The sequence below is a fragment of the Brevundimonas diminuta ATCC 11568 genome (assembly GCF_000204035.1).
Lineage (GTDB): Bacteria > Pseudomonadota > Alphaproteobacteria > Caulobacterales > Caulobacteraceae > Brevundimonas > Brevundimonas diminuta.
In genome coordinates, this window is the sequence record NZ_GL883086.1 from 2,570,771 (window position 1) to 2,586,544 (window position 15,774).

Genomic DNA, 15,774 nt, shown 5'->3' on the forward strand with positions numbered 1-15,774 from the left:
GACGCCTGCGGTCGAGCCCAAGCCGGTCGGCGAGCTGCAACGCCGCCCGCGTCGCCGCCGCCCGTCGAACGGCGGCAAGGGCCACGCCGCCCAGGGCTGATGCTCTCGGCATGAGGCGAATAAAAACGGCGGCTCCTTTGCGGGAGCCGCCGTTTCCTTGTCCGCCGTCAGGCCGGGATCAGAAGGCCCAGCGCGCGCCGATCGAGGCGACCAGGGCCGAGCCTTCGGCCTCGCCGCGCAGGTGCGAGGTCACGGCCGCCGGGGTGCCGGCGTAGAAGGTGCGGTCGTCGTGGATGGTCGAGTCGCTGAAGGCGATGTAGGTCAGACCGGCGTCGAAGGTGACGCCTTCGGTCACTTCGGTCGAACCGCCGACCGAGAACAGCCAGCGGTCGGCGTCGGGGATGCGGGCCGTGCGCAGGCTGTCGCGGGTCGGGGTCGGGTCATAGCCGACGCCGGCGCGCAGCGTGGTCTTGTCGCTGAGGGCGTAGTCCAGGCCGATGGCGCCGGTGGTCACGTCCTTGTAGTTCTGATGGATGACGTCGCCGCCGCCCGTGTATTCGACGGTGATGGCGTCGAACTCGGACCAGCCGATGCGATTGACCTGGGCGTTCAGGGTCAGCTTGTCGTTGACGGCGTAGCGGACCGAGGCCGAGGCGAACCATGGGGTGTTGAAGCTGGCCTTGCCGCCGGTCGAGACGTTGGCGCCCGCCAGCGGACCCAGCAGGCCGGCCACGGTCACGTCGCCTTCCAGCTCATGCTCGATCTTGGAGCGGTAGCTGAGACCGAAGTCCCAAGGCCCCTTGTGCACCTGGGCGCCGACGTTCCAGCCGAAGTCCCAGCCGTCGCCTTCCAGGCTGTTGGAGCCGTCGGGCAGCAGCGGCGACAGGTTCGGCATGGCCGAGGTGAGCTTGGCCTTGACGAACTGGGCGTTCAGCCCGGCGCCGACGTCCAGCCAGTCGTTGACCTGATAGGCCACGGTCAGGCTGGCGTCGCCCGAGCGCAGCTCCGACGTCAGGGCGTCATAGCGGGCGAAGGAGCCCTGTTCGTACTTGGTGGTGAAGTTGTAGGGGGCGGCCACCGAGACGCCGACGGCGAAGCGGTCGCCGATCGGCGTGGCGAAGGCGAAGTTCGGCACCAGGCCGCTTTCGATCGGATCGACTTCGGTGTTGCGCGGGTTGCGCACCGGCGCGTCCACGCCGCCCGGATAGGTCAGGTAGGAGCCGGCGTTCTTCACTTCGGAATCGATGCGGATGGCGTGCAGTCCGACGGAGACTTCGCGGCCGCTGCGGGCGATGGAGGCGGGGTTCCACCACATCGAGCCGACGCCGCGATCGGCGGCTTCGCCCGAGAAGGCGCGTCCAGCGCCGCGCACGGACTGTTCCTGCAGATAGAAGGAGCCGGCGAAGGCCGGGGCGGCGACGCCCGTCATCAGGGCGGTGGTCAGTGCCAGGCCGCCGAGGCGGGCCATGTTCCTGGGGGTCATTACGCTTCACCTATGTCGTGGGCCGGCCATTGGAAAAGCGGACGGCCTTGGTTCGGGGAGAGCCGCCACGCTACTCATCACAGCGTCCGTGTCATGAAAGCGTTGCGTCCAAGGCCGGTGTCGGACCGCTTCTCGGCGAAAGAGTGGCGCAAAAATCGCACAATTTCACACCTTGGTGAGGTTACGTAGCGGCAATTTCGATGCCTGCAGAACGTAGGTTTGCAGCAAGATCGTGTTCCGCTGCGTCAACTTCGGCCGAATCCCGTCCCCGGATCACGAGGTGGGTTCCGACCTGGCCAGGCGTCTGACCGACGCTGAATCCCAAGGGGTAGGAGCCGAAGGACAGGTGCGGCCGCGCCTCGGCCGCGGCGCGCAGGATGTCGGCCACCGCGCCTTCGCCGACGCCGGCGACGCGCAACGAACGGCTATGGACCGGGACGCCCGTCTTCAGGCGCGGCGCCACGTCGTCCAGCATGGCCTCCATGATCTTGGGCACGCCGGCCATGACGAAGACGTTTTCGACCTGAAAGCCCGGCGCGCCGCTGACCGGGTTGGCGATCAGCACGCCGCCGTCGGGCACGCGGGCCATGCGGCGCCGCGCAGCGTTGAACTCGCCCGGCGCATAGCGGCGCTCCAGGATGGCGAGAGCCTCGGGGTGTTCGCGCACGGAAACGCCGAAGGCGGCGCCGACGGCGTCGGCGGTGATGTCGTCATGGGTCGGGCCGATGCCGCCGGTGGTGAAGACGTAGTCGTGCGCCGCGCGCAGGGCGTTCAGGGCCCCGACGATCTGGTCCTGACGGTCGCCGACCACCCGCGCCTCCATCAGATCGACGCCCAGCGGCGCCAGAAACCGGGCCAGGGTGTTCAGATTGGTGTCGCGCGTGCGGCCCGACAGGATTTCGTCGCCGATGATCAGGACAGCGGCGGTGGGGGAGGGGGCGATCTGGGACATGGCTCGTAGATAGGATGGGCGCGGCCCTGCGTCAGCGGCGAACCCTGACGGGCTTGAGGTTTTGTGCTAGTCTGACCATCTGAAGTCCTGAAAGCAGCCTCTTCGCCCGTTCCGCGCCCTTGCGGAGCGCGCGCCTCCCCGAAAGCCGAGCATGTACGAGACCCCCGACCTGGAAACCGACGTCTTCGTCCGCAGCCACGAAATCCGCATCTATGATGCGGAAGGGTTCGAGGGCATGCGCAAGGCCGGCCGTCTGGTCGCCGAGGCGCTGGACATGATCGGCGAGCATGTGAAGCCGGGCGTGACCACGGGCGAGTTGGACGACCTGGTGCGCGAGTTCACCCTGGACAACGGCGGCGTCCCCGCCTGCCTGGGCTACAAGGGTTACACCAAGACGGTTTGCACCTCGATCAACCACGTCGTCTGCCACGGCATTCCGGGCGACAAGGTTCTGAAGGAAGGCGACATCGTCAACATCGACCACACCGTCATCGTCGACGGTTGGCATGGCGATAGCAGCCGCATGTATCCGGTCGGCGAGATCAACGCCCGCGCCAAGAAGCTGATCGACGTCACCTATGACTCGCTGGACCTGGGCCTAGCCCAGATCAAGCCGGGGAACACCTTCGGCGACATCGGCTTCGCCATTCAGAAATTCGTCGAGGCCCAGCGCATGAGCGTGGTGCGCGACTTCTGCGGCCACGGCATCGGCCGGGTCTTCCACGACAGCCCCAACGTCCTGCACTACGGCCGTCGCGGCGAGGGCGCGGTGCTGAAGCCGGGCATGTTCTTCACGGTCGAGCCGATGGTGAACCTGGGCAAGCCCGCGGTGAAGGTGCTGTCGGACGGCTGGACCGCCGTGACCCGCGACAAGTCGCTGTCGTCGCAGTGCGAACATTCGATCGGCGTGACCGAGGACGGGCTGGAAATCTTCACCGCCTCGCCGAAGGGCCTGTTCCGCCCGAAATTCTGAGCTAGTCTCCCTTCCGGGGGAGGCTGATGCTGGATCAACCGCCGGAACAACCGAAGGCCAAGCCGCACCACGCCGGGCATCGCGAGCGGCTGCGCGAACGCGCGCGCACGGCGGGCATCCACCACCTGCCCGACTATGAGCTGCTGGAGCTCTTCCTGTTCCGCAGCCAGCCCCAGGGCGACGTCAAACCGATCGCCAAGGCCCTGCTGACCCGCTTCGGCTCTCTGGCCGCCGTCCTGGCCGCCTCGGTCGAAGACCTGATGACCGTCCGCGCCGAGGATTCACGAGGCCGCTCCAAGGGCGTCGGCGCCGAGACGGCGCTGGACCTGGCCGCCCTGCATGAAGTCTCGCGTCGGGTGGCCAAGGAAGAGGCGAACAAGCGCACCGTCATCTCGTCGTGGACGGCCCTGCTGGCCTATGTGCGCCTGTCCTTGCAACACGAGCCGCGCGAACAGTTCCGCGTGCTGTATCTCGACAAGAAGAACCAGCTGATCCTCGACGAAATCCAGAACCGGGGCACGGTCGACCATGCCCCCGTCTATCCGCGCGAGGTGGTGCGCCGGGCGCTGGAGCTGTCGGCCAGCGCCATGATCATCGTTCACAACCACCCCTCGGGCGATCCGACGCCCAGCCGGGCCGACATCGACATGACCAAGCAGGTGATCGAGGCGGCGCGCGCCCTGTCGGTCCAGGTTCACGACCACCTCATCGTCGGCCGCGAAGGCGTGGCCAGCTTCAAGCAACTGGGATTGATGTGACTGTTCTTTCGACCGCGCGCCTGACGCTGGCGCCTGTCGCCGTCGGCGACATGGACGACCTGACCGCCCTGTGGGCCGACGCCGAGTTCACCCGCCACATCATGGGGCGCGGTCTGTCGGAGGAGGAGGTCTGGTTCCGCCTGCTGCGCGACATCGGCCACTGGCAGGCCAAGGGCTACGGCAACTGGTCGATCCGCGAGACGACGACGGGCGCCTATGTCGGCAGCGTCGGGGTGCTCGACTACCGCCGCGAGATCGACCCGCCCTTCGACGCGCCGGAGCTGGGCTGGGGCGTGGCGCCGGCCTTTCAAGGCGCGGGCCTGGCGCGCGAGGCGCTGGAGGCGGCCCTGGCCTGGACCGACGCCTATCGGCTGGAGCCGCGCACGGTCTGCATGATCTCGCCCGAGAACGCGCCTTCGGTGCGTCTGGCCGAACGGGTGGGCTATCGCCCCTACGCCCGCGCCGACTACAAGGGGTCGACCGTCGACCTGTATGAGCGTCCCCGCGTCGGATGACCGGCTGACAGAAGGGACGCGGGGCGATAAGCTTTACAATTCAGGCCCTGAGACGGCCTTCTGCCTTCTAGGAGTTCTGTGATGCCCATGTCCGTCGACGACCTTCGCGCCCATCTGGTCGAGGCCTTCCCCGACGCGGACATCGCCATTGAGGATCTGGCGGGCGACGGCGACCACTATCGCGCCCGCATCGTGTCCGAGGTCTTTCGCGGCATGAACCGCGTGCGCCAGCACCAGACCGTCTACGCCGCGCTCAAGGGCAAGATGGGCGGCGAACTGCACGCCCTGGCGCTGGAGACCTCGGCGCCGGTCGAGGCCGGCTGATCCCGTGCGCTATCGCCCCTTCGGCGCCACAGGGGCCGCGGTCTCCAGCCTGACGCTCAGCCTGGGGGCAGAGGCGACGGCGCGCGGGCCGAACGCTGTCCGCGACCTGGTGTTCGCGGGGCTGGAGGCGGGGGTGAACGCCTATCATCTGGAGCGGCTGGACCCGACGTTGCTGCAGTCCGTCGGCGAGGCCCTGGGCCATGTCGAGCGGCGGTTGGTGTGGGTCAGCGTCAGCCTGGGGGCCGACCGGGATTTCTCGGCGATGGCCCTGGGGCGTTCGATCGAACAGGGGCTGCACGCCTCGGGCCTGGGCTGGTTCGACATGGCGGTGCTGGAGCGCCCGGCCGAGAATGAGCTGCCGCAGACCTCCCTGACCGCCCTGAAGGCGATGCGGAAGGCCGAATATGTGCGGATGCTGGGGGTGTCGGGCGACGAGCCGGTGACGGATCTCTATGTCTCGACCGGGGCCTTCGACGTCCTGTTCACGCCCTTCCACGTGAATGTGCCCTGGCAGGTGCGCTCGCGCATGAGGGCCGCGCGCGATCGAGAGATGAGCCTGTTCGCCGACGACTACTTCCCCGACAGTCTGGCGACCGAGCGCCGCGCGGCTGATGCGGGCGGGCCGAAGAAGCGGGGCCTGTTCGGCGCCTGGGGCGCGAGGCGCGGCGAGGCCGATCTGGAGCGGCCGGGCTCCTTCGCCTTCCTGCACCGGACGCCGGGCTGGACCGGCGAGGCCATCTGCCTGGCCTACGCCCTGGCGGACCCGGCGGTGGCCAGCGTGCTGGTCCGGCCCAGGGACCGGGCGCATCTGGAGGAACTGGCGAGCGTGCCCGAGCGCGACCTGCCCGCCGGCCTCTCGGCCCAGATCGAGATGGCGCGGGTGGACGCTTCGGCCTGACCGCCCTCAGGCGCCGATGGCGGAGAAGGGGCCGTTGAGGAAGCTGGGCTTGCCATAGGCCAGGGGACGGCCGTCCTCGGCCAGGACGCGGCCGCCAGCCGCCTCCAGCACGGCCTGGCCGGCGGCGGTGTCCCATTCGCTGGTCGGGCCGGTGCGCGGATAGGCGTCGAAGCGGCCCTCGGCGATCAGGCAGAATTTCAGCGAGGAATCCATGCCTTGCCACTGGATGCAGCCGTTGCGGGCGGCCAGGCGTCGGGCGTCGTCTTCGCTGATGCTGTGGCTGACCAGGGCGACGGCGTCGGCCGGGCGTTCGCGCACCCGGATCGGGCGCCACGGCTCGCCGAAGGCGCGGCGAAGGGCCCCCTGGCCCGGCGCAGCCGAGCGCCAGCTGATCCCCAGGGCCGGAGCCGTCACCACGCCCGCTACGGGCGCGTCGTCGCGGATCAGGGCGATGTTGACCGAATAGCTCTCGCGCCCCTGCACAAAGCCCTTGGTGCCGTCCAGCGGGTCGATCAGCCAGAACCATGCGCCGACCGACGGCGGGGCGCCGTCGGCGGCGACCGCCTCTTCGGCCACGGCCTCGACCTGGGGCCAGTGTTCGGCCAGGCGGCTCAGGATCAGGGTTTCGGCGGCGCGGTCGGCCTCGGTGACGGGGCTGGCGTCGGCCTTGGTCTCCACGGCCGTGTCGGCCCGCCAGTAGGGCAGGATCAGGCGCGCGGCCTCCTCGGCGATGTCGGCGATGACCTCGGCCAGGCGGCCGGAGGCGAGGTCGGTTTCGAGGTCGGCGTAGGCGGAGACGGAGACGGTCATGAAGCGCTCGATAGACCATGCGGCCGGTTTAACGAACCGGCAAATCAGGCCACCTTGGCCTTAACCTTTTTGAAAACCTGCGCGCCGCGCCTTGGCATCATGACCGTTTCCGACGACCCCGCCTCCCTATCCGCCGCCGATCTGCCTGTGGACGGCGCTGAACTGGCCGCCTTCATCGCCGCCAAGCTGTGCCACGACTTCATCAGCCCGGCGGGCGCGGTGATGTCGGGCCTGGACCTGCTGGACGACCCCACCGCTCAGGACATGCGCGACGACGCCTTGGGCCTGATCCGTCAGAGCGCGGCCAAGATGGTGGCCCTGGTGCATTTCGCGCGCGTGGCCTTCGGCGCGGCGACCAGCAGCGAACAGTTCTCCGGCGCCGAACTGCACGGCCTGGTCGCGGGCCTGACCGACGGCGGGCGCGCCACGCTGGACTGGCGCGTCGGCGAGGAAACCTTCACCAAGATTCAGGCTCGCGCCCTGATCAACCTGGCCTATCTGACCGTTTCGGCCCTGCCGATGGGCGGGGCCGCGGTGGTGACGGTCCGCCGCGAAGGGGACCAACTGTTCCTGGTCGGCTCGGCCGAGGGCGCCCGCGCCCGGCTCAAGCCCGAGGCCGTGGTCGGCCTGAAGGGCGAGCGGCTGACCGAGGGTCTGGCGGGCCAGTGGATCCAGCCCTATTGGCTGTGGCTGACGGCGCGCGAGGCGGGCGGACGGCTGGACCTGGCGACCGAAGAGGGCCGCGTGGCCTTGATGGCGCGTCTGCCGGGCGCTAATGAGCAAACCGCGTTCGTCGATCCAACGCTCCGTTAACCCGCCTGAACGACTATGGCGAGAGCGTGATTTCGATCTCGCGCGAAACGGGAAATGACCCAGTGGACCCCAGAACCTGTCTGATCGTCGATGACAGCCGCATCATCCGCAAGGTGGCGCGCCGCATCCTGGAGGATCTGTCCTTCGACGTGGCCGAGGCGGCCGACGGCGCCGAGGCGCTGGACTATTGCCAGGCCGCCATGCCGCAGGTGGTGCTGCTGGACTGGCAGATGCCGGTGATGGACGGCCTGGCCTTCCTGCGTCGTCTGCGCGATCTGCCGGAGGGGCGCGCGCCCAAGGTTCTTTTCTGCTCGGTCGAGACGCGGGCCGACCGAATCGCCGAAGCCCTGTCCGCAGGGGCCGACGAATATGTTATGAAGCCCTTCGACGGCGAGATCCTGCAAGCCAAGCTCGCCGAAGTGGGAGTGGTGCAGTCGCCGTCATGACGCCGGAGGATTTTGATCGTCTTCAGACCCTGCTGGCGTCCCGCGCCGGCTTCCGGCTGACCCGAGACCGGATGCAGCTGGCCGAGCACCGGCTGGGGCCTGTGGCGCGGCGCGAAGGCTATCACAACGTCGAGGCCATGCTGACCAGTCTGTGGAGCCGCCCGGTCGCCTCCCTGGGCTGGAGCGTGATCGAGGCCCTGCTGAACGGCGAGACCTGGTTCCGGCGCGACCGTGCGGCCTTTGAGGTGATGGAGCGCGAACTGTTGCCCGCCCTGACGGCGGCGCGGCCGGGCGGCCGTGTGCGCATCTGGTGCGCCGGCGCCTCGACCGGGCAGGAGGCCTATTCCCTGGCCATCGCCGCCCTGGAGGCGGGGGCTCAGGTCGAGATAGAGGCCACGGACCTGTCGCGTCAGGCGATCGAGAAGGCCATGTCGGGCCTCTACACCTCGTTCGAGATACAGCGCGGCCTGGCGGCGCGCGCCATGCTGCGCTGGTTCGAACAGGTCGACGACCAGTGGCGCGCGCGGCCCGAGTTGCGCGCCGCCATCGCCTTCACGCGCGCCAATCTGCTGGATGAGCCGACGGATGAGGGTCGGTTCGATGTGGTCTTCTGCCGCAACGTCCTGGGCGACATGGCGCCGGAGCGTCGCGCCCGGGTGCTGGACGGGCTGGAGCGGCGGATGGTCGACGACGGCTGCCTGTTCCTGGGCCACGACGAGCGGCCAGACGGCGACAGCGTGGCCTTCCGCCCGGTGGCCGGGCGCAAGGGGCTCTATGTGAAGAGCGCGGCCGCCGCACGCCGCGCCGCCTGAACCGTCAGGCGACCGACAACAGGCCCTGGGCGGCGACGGCCTTGACGCCGGGACCGGGAACCTCGGCGAAGGCCAAGTCCGTGACGCCGAAATACTCATGCTGGTTCAGCGCGCACCAGTCGGTGGTGACGATGCGGACCGTCTCGCGCTGTTCGCCGCCTTCGACCGCGCCATAGACGAAGTCGCCGGTGCGGCGTGCGAAGGGCATGACCCGGTCCTGATTGGCCAGGGCGGTCAGTTCGGCCAGGTGCGCGGCCGGAACCTCGGCCATCATCAGCTTGCCGTCGAAGCGCACCACGGCGTCGAAGGCGTAGCGACTGACCGGACCGGCGGCCAGGCCCGTGCCCAGGGTGGTGTGGCCGATGAAGCCCGCCTGGGCCCCGGCGAAGCGGGCGAAGGTTGCGGCCACGGCGCGGCCGGTGTCGCCCAGCGACAGGGAGGTCGAACCGGTCCCGAGGACGGCGCGCTCCTGATCGGTCAGATGCCGGTCCAGCGTCGTGTGGATCAGGGCGGCTAGGGCCGGGTCGGCGGGGCCGTCCAGGGCGACGGTGCGCGACTGCGCCCGGACGCTTCCGTCGCTGAGATAGTCGGCCGCCGTATAGGCGTTGCTCCACGATCCGGTGTGGGCGTAGAGGCCGCGCCCCAGCTTCTCCTGGAACAGCAGGTGGTTGTGCCCGCCGATCATCAGGGCGCCGTCGGGCAGGGCGGACAGCATCCCACGATCGCCCGCCACCCCGGCGTGGCTCATCACCAGGGTCAGGTCCGCGTCGTCCGTCAGGGTCGGCAGCTGAGCGTTCGCCCATTCGCTCGGATCGGGGATCGACAGCCAGTCGCGGCTGGCCTTGGGATAGGTGTTCAGCGCGTTCGTGCCGAAGCCGATGATGCGCAGCCGTCGCTCGCCGAAGGCCAGTTCGGTCGCCGCCGGCGCATAGGGCTGACCGGTTCGGGCGTCGATGATGTTGCTGATGACGGTGATCCCCAGGCCGCGCATGCGCGCGACCACCTCATGCAGGTCCGGCGTCAGGTCGTTGTCGTGGTTGCCCAGATTGACCACCGTCGGGGCGATGGCGGGCAGGGCGGCCAGGAAGGCCCAGTCGATCGCGCCTTCGGAGCGCACCGAGACGACGTTGCCGTGCTCGAAGATGTCGCCGTCGATCGCGATCAGATGCGGAACCGGCCGGCTGCGGACCTCGGCGCGCAGGGCGGCCAGCAGCTGGGCGCTGCGCTCATAGGCCGAGTGCAGGTCGGACATGGCCAGGACGCGGCAGACGACGGCTCCCTCGCGAGTCTGGCCGAGGGCGGGCAGGGCGCCGCCGATCAGCGGCAGGGCGGCTGCGGCGCCCAGGAAGCGGCGACGGGACGTGGGGGCGAAGGTCATCTGAAAGTCTCCGGTGCGCGACCCTGCGGGAGACGACGCAGCCGATCTGCATGGCACGGCGGGTGGCACTGCACAACTTGAGGGGCGTCTCATATGTGAAACGAACGGCGGTTTGTTCCGGCCTGTGTCCCTGTCGCGAAAGGTTCACGGTGAAGGGCGTTTCGGTGATGGAACCGGCGACGCTTCAGGCCTAGGGGCTGCGGCGATTCACCCGCCCAAGATCATCAAGAAGGGGATATCTCGATGACGCGTCTCTCGGTTTTCGCCGCCTCCGCCAGCGGTCTGGCCCTGCTGCTTTCCACGCCGGCCCTGGCGCAATCCGCCGACGTCCAGGCCGAACAGGCCGCCGCCGTCGGCGACATCGTCGTCACCGCCCAGCGTCGCAGCGAAAGCATCCGCGACGTGCCCTTCGCCGTCACGGCGATGAACACCGAGACGCTGAACGCCGTGAACGCTGGCGGCGGCGACATCCTGCAGCTGTCGGGCCGCGTGCCCAGCCTGCAGGTCGAAAGCTCCAACGGCCGCTACGCCCCGCGCTTCTACATCCGCGGCCTGGGCAATGTGGACTTCGACTTCACGGCCTCGCAGCCGGTGTCGATGGTGATGGATGAGCTGGTTCTGGAAAGCGTCTATCTGAAGGGCTTCCCCCTGTTCGACGTGAAGCAGCTGGAAGTGCTGCGCGGGCCGCAGGGCACCCTGTTCGGCCGCAACACCCCGGCGGGCGTCATCAAGATCGACACGACCAAGCCCGGCGACGAGTTCACCGGCTTCGGCTCGCTGACCTACGGAAACTACGGTTCGACCCGCGCGGAGGCGGCCGTGACCCTGCCGGCGTCGGACACCCTGTCGGTGCGCGTCGCCGCCCTGTGGAACCACCGTGATGACTGGGTCAACAACGCCTATGACGCCCCCTTCGCCAAGAAGGACGGCAAGGATCTGGGCAATTTCGACGATGTGGCGGGCCGCATCCACGTCGCCTGGACTCCGACCGATCGCCTGTCGACCCTGCTGACCCTGCAAGCGCGCGACTATGTGGGCACGGGCACGATGAACCGGGCCAACGTCCTGACCAAGGGCTCGAACAAGCTGAACGACAACTTCGACCGCGACACGGTTTGGTATGACGGCGGCCGCAACAACTTCCAGAAGCAGAAGACCACCTCGCAGTCGCTGCAGGTCGCCTATGACTTCGGTCCCGCGACCCTGACCGGCGTGGTCGGCTCCTTCCAGGGCTGGTCGCAGGGCAATGGCGACATCGACGGCGGCGTCTCGAAGGGCGCGCCGGTCGGCGCCGGCTACAAGACCCCCTTCCCGGTCGAATCCGGCACCCTGTCCAGCGACCTGCTGCAGAACACCTATGAGCTGCGCCTGACCTCGAACGGCGCGGGCCGTCTGGGCTGGCAGGTCGGCGCCTTCTATTGGGACGAGCGCATCAATCTGGTGTCGGGCGGCTTTGACGGCGTCGGCGGCGTCATGCCGACCAAGGTCACGGACATCGTGCAGAAGTCGGACTCCTGGTCGGTCTTCGGTCAGGCCAACTATCAGGTCACGGAGGCTCTGAAGCTGACCGGCGGCCTGCGCTACACCGACGACAGCCGCGACTATCACGGCCGCCTTCTGGTCGGCACGCCGGCCGGCGCCGAGGGCAAGGTCTCGGTCGGCGACGAGCAGGTCAGCTGGGACGTCAGCGCCCTGTACGAAGTCAACGACAGCCTGAACCTGTTCGCCCGCGTGGCCAGCGGCTATCGCGGCCCGTCGATCCAGGGCCGCAACCTGCCGGTTCTGACCACGGCGGATTCGGAAACCGTCATGTCCTATGAGGCCGGGTTCAAGGCCCGCCTGTGGGACGGCCGCGCCCGCCTGAACGCCACCGCCTATCTGTATGACGTCAAGGACATGCAGTTCACGGCCATCGGCGGCATCGACAACTCCAACCGCCTGATCAACGCCGACAAGGGCCAGGGCTACGGTCTGGAGATCGATGGCGACGTCTATCTGGGCGCGGGTTTCACCCTGGCCGGCGGCGTGGCGTGGAACCACACCGAGATCAAGGACAAGGATCTGCTGGTCGCCATCTGCGGCAACCACCTGTGCACCATCACCGATCCGATCGTGAAGGTCGGCGCCAATGACCGCGCCAACATCGACGGCAACCCCTTCCCCCAGGCGCCGGAGTATTCGGCCAACCTGACCCTGTCCTACGTCCGCCCCATCGGCGACGCTCAGGAGCTGTTCGCCTCGACCGACTGGGTGATGCAGAAGGATTTCAACCTGTTTCTCTATGAGGCGGTCGAGTTCCGTCAGGCTGCCAACTTCGAAGGCGGCCTGCGCGCGGGCTGGCGCGACCTGAACCAAGGTCTCGAGGCGGCCGTCTACGTCCGCAACATCACGGACGAAGCCAACGTCATCGGCGCCATCGACTTCAACAACCTGACGGCCTTCGTCAACGAACCGCGCATGTACGGCGTGGAGCTGTCGAAGCGCTTCTAAGCTTCTACGGCGGATCGCATCGGAGGGCGGCGGCGGAGAGACCTGTCGCCGCCCTCTTGCCATTCCGGCCCAGCTTGGTCCTATTGCCGGACGGATCGGGGAGGATCTCACATGCGGCTGGCCTTGCTGTTCGGATCGCTGACGCTCGCCTTCTTGCTGGCGGTGTGGACCACCCAGGCGCCGAAGCCGCGCGCGGCGGACGCGCCCGCCGCCGCCTTCTCGGCCGCGCGGGCCATGACCGACATCGAACAGATCGCCCGCGCCCCGCACCCGGTCGGTTCGCCCGAGCACGCGCGGGTCCGCGCCTATCTGAGCGCCCGGCTGACGCAGCTGGGACTGGAAGTCAGCGAGCAGGCCGGGCCGTTGTCGCCCGCCTCGGTCAAGCGGCTGGCGCGCGCGGGCGGCGATCCGGCGGCGGCGAACAATCAGGCGGTCAATCTGATCGGCGTCCTGCCCGGAAAAGACCGCAGCCAGCCCGCCGTCATGCTGATGGCCCACTATGACACCGTGGTCGGCTCGCCCGGCGCGGCCGACGATTCCGCGGGGGTCGCCGCCATTCTGGAAGCGGTGCGGGCGATCAAGGCGCGCGGTCCGGTCGAGCGTGATCTGGTCGTCCTGCTGACCGACGCCGAGGAGCTGGGTCTGGACGGGGCGCGGGTCTTCTTCGGCGGCCATCCCCTGCGCGACCGCATCGGGGCCGTGGTGAACCTCGAGGCGCGCGGCGGCGGCGGCCGCGCCGCCATGTTTGAGACCGGGCGCGAGGCCGGGCCGACCGTGCAACTGTTCCGTCGTGCGGCGGCCAGGGCCGACGGCGGGACCACCGCCACCTCCATCGCCGCCTTCATGTACGAGCGGATGCCCAACGGCACCGACTTCACCGTGCCCAAGGATCGGGGGATCGGCGGGTTGAACCTGGCCTTCATCGGCCGCCCGGATCAGTACCATTCGGCCAACGCCACGCCCGCCAACCTGGATCGGGGCGCGGTCCAGCATCTGGGCTCCCAGGCGCTGGAGGCGGCCGATGCGCTGGCGCGCGCGTCCAGCCTGCCGGCCAAGGGCGAGAACCTGGTCTACTCAGACGTCTTCGGTCGCTGGATGATCGCCCATGCGCAAGGAACCGGCTGGGTTCTGCTGGCGCTGGCGGCGGCGTTCGGCGGTTTCGCCGCCTGGCGGGCGCGGCGCCGGGCGGGACTGACGGCGGGGCGGGTCGGCTTGGGCGTGTTGGACGGGCTGTGGTTCCTGACCGGGGGCGTGATCCTGGTGCAGGCGGCGCGCCTGCTGGCCGGGCCGCTATCGAGCCGCGCCGATTCGCCGGACGTCTACTACACCCTGTTGCGCCGCCTGCCGTGGATGGAGGCGGGGGCGACGCTGACGATCATCGCCCTGGCCCTGGTCCTGCTGACCGGCGCCCGCCGGGCGCGGCCGCGTGTGATCGGCGGGGCGTTTGCCGTCCTGACCGCCGTCGTCCTGCTGGTCGGCGGGTTCAGTCCGGTGATGCTGGGGCTGGGCGTGGTCGCCATCATCCTGTCGTTGTGGCCAGGGCGCGCCGAGCGTTCGGCCTGGGGCGGCTGGCTGGGTCTGATCGCCCTGATCTTCGTCTTCGGTTGCGCCTTGCAGGGCGCAGCGCCCGAAGCGGCCCTGCTGTTCGTCTGGCCGGTGTTGCTGGCCGCGACGGCGGCGGCCCTGGCGGCCTTGATCGACCCCGACCTGACGCGGCCGCTCGGCCTTCTGCCCGTCGTCGTGGCGACCGTACTGGGCGGCGCCTGGCTGCTGGGGATCGGCCATTTTGTCTTCCTGGGCGTCGGGATGGACATGCCGGGCGCCCTGGCCTTGATCGCCTTGCTGGTCCTGCTGTTCGCCCGGCCTCTGGCGCCGGGCGCGAAGGCGGCGCGCCTGGTGCTGTTGGCGGCGGCGGCCTGTCTGATCGCGGGCGTCGGGCTGAATGTTTCGGCCCAGCTGTTGGCGCCGTCGCCCGCCGTGGCGGAGGCCTTGCCCTAGACGGACGCTGGCGTCCGGCCGCGCGACCGTTTATCGCAGCCGATCATGAGCGATCCCGTCCTGGTCACCGGCTCCGCCGGCTTCATCGGCTTCCACACCGCCCGGCGTCTGCTGGAGCGGGGCGAACGCGTCATCGGCCTGGACAACCTCAACGCCTATTACGATCCGGCGCTGAAGCAGGCGCGCCTGGCCCAGCTTCAGGCCTATCCGAACTATCGTCATTACACGCTGGATCTGGCCGACCGCGACGGCGTCGCCGCCCTGTTCGCCGAGCACAAGCCGCGCCGGGTGGTTCACCTCGCCGCCCAGGCGGGGGTCCGCTACAGCCTGGAAGCGCCCGAGACCTATGTCGATTCCAACGTCGTCGGCTTCCTCAGCATCCTGGAAGGGTGCCGCGCGGTCGAGGCGGCCAACCTAGTCTTCGCCTCGACCAGTTCGGTGTTCGGGGCCAACCGCGCCCTGCCGTTCTCGGTGCGTCAGCCGGCCGATCATCCGCTGACCGTCTATGCGGCGACCAAGCTGGCCAATGAGGCCATGGCCCATTCCTACGCCCACCTGTTCGGCTTTCCGGCGACGGGGCTGCGCTTCTTCACCGTCTACGGGCCGTGGGGCCGCCCGGACATGGCCCTGTTCAAATTCACCCGCGCCATCCTGAAGGACGAGCCGATCGACGTGTACGGCGAGGGGCGGATGAGCCGCGACTTCACCTATGTCGACGACATCGTCACCGGCGTGATCGCCGCCCTGGACCGGCCCGCCGCGATCGATCCGGCGTGGGATGCGACCGCCCCCAATCCGGCGACCAGCGGCGTCGCGCCCTGGCGCATCCTGAACCTGGGCGCGGGCCGTCCCGTGCCGCTGATGCGCTACATCGAAGTGCTGGAGACCAAGCTGGGCCGCAAGGCCAAGCTGAACTTGATGCCCATGCAGGACGGCGACGTGGCCGACACCGAAGCCGACGTGACCGACACCCTGGCCGCCCTCGACTACGCCCCGTCGACGCCGGTGGAGGAGGGCGTCGCCCGCTTCGTCGACTGGTACTGCAACTTCTACCGCGAAAATTGAGGCGCAGAGGCGGTCGCCCTGGAGGGCTGGCTCACCTAATGATTTCGTAGAGATGCCCT

The 15,774-nt window shown here is 69.0% G+C and carries 15 protein-coding genes; 11 read left to right on the forward strand and 4 right to left on the reverse strand.

The genetic code is table 11. The features are described 5' to 3' along the window. Positions 1–178 precede the first annotated feature (178 nt). Both BDIM_RS16425 and BDIM_RS16430 read right to left on the reverse strand, forming a co-directional pair. The gene (locus BDIM_RS16425) at positions 179–1,483 is read right to left on the reverse strand and encodes an OmpP1/FadL family transporter (protein WP_040346492.1); all 1,305 of its coding nucleotides are present in this window, start codon (positions 1,481–1,483) and stop codon (positions 179–181) included. A gap of 181 nt (positions 1,484–1,664) precedes the next feature. Further along, on the reverse strand, positions 1,665–2,435 hold the full coding sequence (locus BDIM_RS16430) for a competence/damage-inducible protein A (RefSeq protein WP_003166679.1): 771 nt from the start codon (positions 2,433–2,435) through the stop codon (positions 1,665–1,667). Positions 2,436–2,586: 151 nt separating this feature from the next. Between BDIM_RS16430 and map the strand changes: the two genes are divergently transcribed. From map to BDIM_RS16455, 5 genes are all read left to right on the forward strand, one after another. Then, complete coding sequence (gene map, locus BDIM_RS16435; protein ID WP_003166680.1) at positions 2,587–3,408, forward strand: type I methionyl aminopeptidase; 822 nt, start codon at positions 2,587–2,589, stop codon at positions 3,406–3,408. A gap of 26 nt (positions 3,409–3,434) precedes the next feature. Continuing rightward, positions 3,435–4,166 (forward strand): RadC family protein, encoded by a 732-nt coding sequence (gene radC, locus BDIM_RS16440; RefSeq protein ID WP_003166681.1) that lies wholly within the window; start codon positions 3,435–3,437, stop codon positions 4,164–4,166. Further along, on the forward strand, positions 4,163–4,681 hold the full coding sequence (locus tag BDIM_RS16445) for a GNAT family N-acetyltransferase (RefSeq protein ID WP_003166682.1): 519 nt from the start codon (positions 4,163–4,165) through the stop codon (positions 4,679–4,681). Before radC ends, BDIM_RS16445 begins: the two co-directional genes overlap by 4 nt. Before the next feature lie 81 nt (positions 4,682–4,762). After that, the gene (locus BDIM_RS16450; protein WP_003166683.1) at positions 4,763–5,005 is read left to right on the forward strand and encodes a BolA/IbaG family iron-sulfur metabolism protein; all 243 of its coding nucleotides are present in this window, start codon (positions 4,763–4,765) and stop codon (positions 5,003–5,005) included. 4 nt (positions 5,006–5,009) lie between these two features. After that, positions 5,010–5,903, forward strand: a complete 894-nt coding sequence (locus BDIM_RS16455; RefSeq protein ID WP_003166684.1) for an aldo-keto reductase family protein — start codon at positions 5,010–5,012, stop codon at positions 5,901–5,903. 6 nt (positions 5,904–5,909) lie between these two features. On the opposite strand, the gene cysQ is transcribed toward BDIM_RS16455, so the two are convergent. Continuing rightward, entirely contained in the window at positions 5,910–6,713 is an 804-nt protein-coding gene (cysQ, locus tag BDIM_RS16460) for a 3'(2'),5'-bisphosphate nucleotidase CysQ (protein WP_003166685.1), read from the reverse strand. A 99-nt stretch (positions 6,714–6,812) separates the two neighbouring features. On the opposite strand from cysQ, the gene chpT reads away from it, so the two are divergent. The 3 genes from chpT to BDIM_RS16475 all read left to right on the forward strand — a co-directional run bounded on the left by chpT (position 6,813) and on the right by BDIM_RS16475 (position 8,784). Then, positions 6,813–7,526: a histidine phosphotransferase ChpT gene (chpT, locus tag BDIM_RS16465; RefSeq protein WP_050796775.1), complete on the forward strand. Its 714-nt coding sequence runs from the start codon at positions 6,813–6,815 to the stop codon at positions 7,524–7,526. A gap of 62 nt (positions 7,527–7,588) precedes the next feature. Continuing rightward, the gene (locus tag BDIM_RS16470; RefSeq protein WP_003166687.1) at positions 7,589–7,972 is read left to right on the forward strand and encodes a response regulator; all 384 of its coding nucleotides are present in this window, start codon (positions 7,589–7,591) and stop codon (positions 7,970–7,972) included. Next, a complete protein-coding gene (locus BDIM_RS16475) occupies positions 7,969–8,784 on the forward strand; it encodes a CheR family methyltransferase (RefSeq protein WP_003166688.1) in 816 nt (271 codons plus the stop codon). Before BDIM_RS16470 ends, BDIM_RS16475 begins: the two co-directional genes overlap by 4 nt. A 4-nt stretch (positions 8,785–8,788) precedes the next feature. On the opposite strand, the gene BDIM_RS16480 is transcribed toward BDIM_RS16475, so the two are convergent. Further along, complete coding sequence (locus BDIM_RS16480) at positions 8,789–10,162, reverse strand: metallophosphoesterase (protein ID WP_040346494.1); 1,374 nt, start codon at positions 10,160–10,162, stop codon at positions 8,789–8,791. Between the two features lie 243 nt (positions 10,163–10,405). Here BDIM_RS16480 and BDIM_RS16485 point away from each other — a divergent pair, with 243 nt between their 5' ends. The 3 genes from BDIM_RS16485 to BDIM_RS16495 all read left to right on the forward strand — a co-directional run bounded on the left by BDIM_RS16485 (position 10,406) and on the right by BDIM_RS16495 (position 15,715). Continuing rightward, on the forward strand, positions 10,406–12,652 hold the full coding sequence (locus BDIM_RS16485) for a TonB-dependent receptor (RefSeq protein WP_003166691.1): 2,247 nt from the start codon (positions 10,406–10,408) through the stop codon (positions 12,650–12,652). 111 nt (positions 12,653–12,763) lie between these two features. Next, complete coding sequence (locus BDIM_RS16490; RefSeq protein WP_003166692.1) at positions 12,764–14,650, forward strand: M20/M25/M40 family metallo-hydrolase; 1,887 nt, start codon at positions 12,764–12,766, stop codon at positions 14,648–14,650. A 45-nt stretch (positions 14,651–14,695) separates the two neighbouring features. Beyond that, on the forward strand, positions 14,696–15,715 hold the full coding sequence (locus tag BDIM_RS16495) for an NAD-dependent epimerase (RefSeq protein WP_003166693.1): 1,020 nt from the start codon (positions 14,696–14,698) through the stop codon (positions 15,713–15,715). Positions 15,716–15,774: the final 59 nt, after the last annotated feature.

Excerpts from the sequence above, each read along its gene's own strand:
- BDIM_RS16485 (WP_003166691.1), top strand. The coding sequence starts at position 10,406 with ATGACGCGTCTCTCGGTTTTCGCCGCCTCCGCCAGCGGTCTGGCCCTG.
- BDIM_RS16495 (WP_003166693.1), top strand. The coding sequence starts at position 14,696 with ATGAGCGATCCCGTCCTGGTCACCGGCTCCGCCGGCTTCATCGGCTTC.
- cysQ (WP_003166685.1), bottom strand. The coding sequence starts at position 6,713 with ATGACCGTCTCCGTCTCCGCCTACGCCGACCTCGAAACCGACCTCGCC.
- BDIM_RS16475 (WP_003166688.1), top strand. The coding sequence starts at position 7,969 with ATGACGCCGGAGGATTTTGATCGTCTTCAGACCCTGCTGGCGTCCCGC.
- map (WP_003166680.1), top strand. The coding sequence starts at position 2,587 with ATGTACGAGACCCCCGACCTGGAAACCGACGTCTTCGTCCGCAGCCAC.
- BDIM_RS16430 (WP_003166679.1), bottom strand. The coding sequence starts at position 2,435 with ATGTCCCAGATCGCCCCCTCCCCCACCGCCGCTGTCCTGATCATCGGC.
- BDIM_RS16425 (WP_040346492.1), bottom strand. The coding sequence starts at position 1,483 with ATGACCCCCAGGAACATGGCCCGCCTCGGCGGCCTGGCACTGACCACC.
- chpT (WP_050796775.1), top strand. The coding sequence starts at position 6,813 with ATGACCGTTTCCGACGACCCCGCCTCCCTATCCGCCGCCGATCTGCCT.
- BDIM_RS16490 (WP_003166692.1), top strand. The coding sequence starts at position 12,764 with ATGCGGCTGGCCTTGCTGTTCGGATCGCTGACGCTCGCCTTCTTGCTG.
- BDIM_RS16450 (WP_003166683.1), top strand. The coding sequence starts at position 4,763 with ATGCCCATGTCCGTCGACGACCTTCGCGCCCATCTGGTCGAGGCCTTC.
- radC (WP_003166681.1), top strand. The coding sequence starts at position 3,435 with ATGCTGGATCAACCGCCGGAACAACCGAAGGCCAAGCCGCACCACGCC.
- BDIM_RS16480 (WP_040346494.1), bottom strand. The coding sequence starts at position 10,162 with ATGACCTTCGCCCCCACGTCCCGTCGCCGCTTCCTGGGCGCCGCAGCC.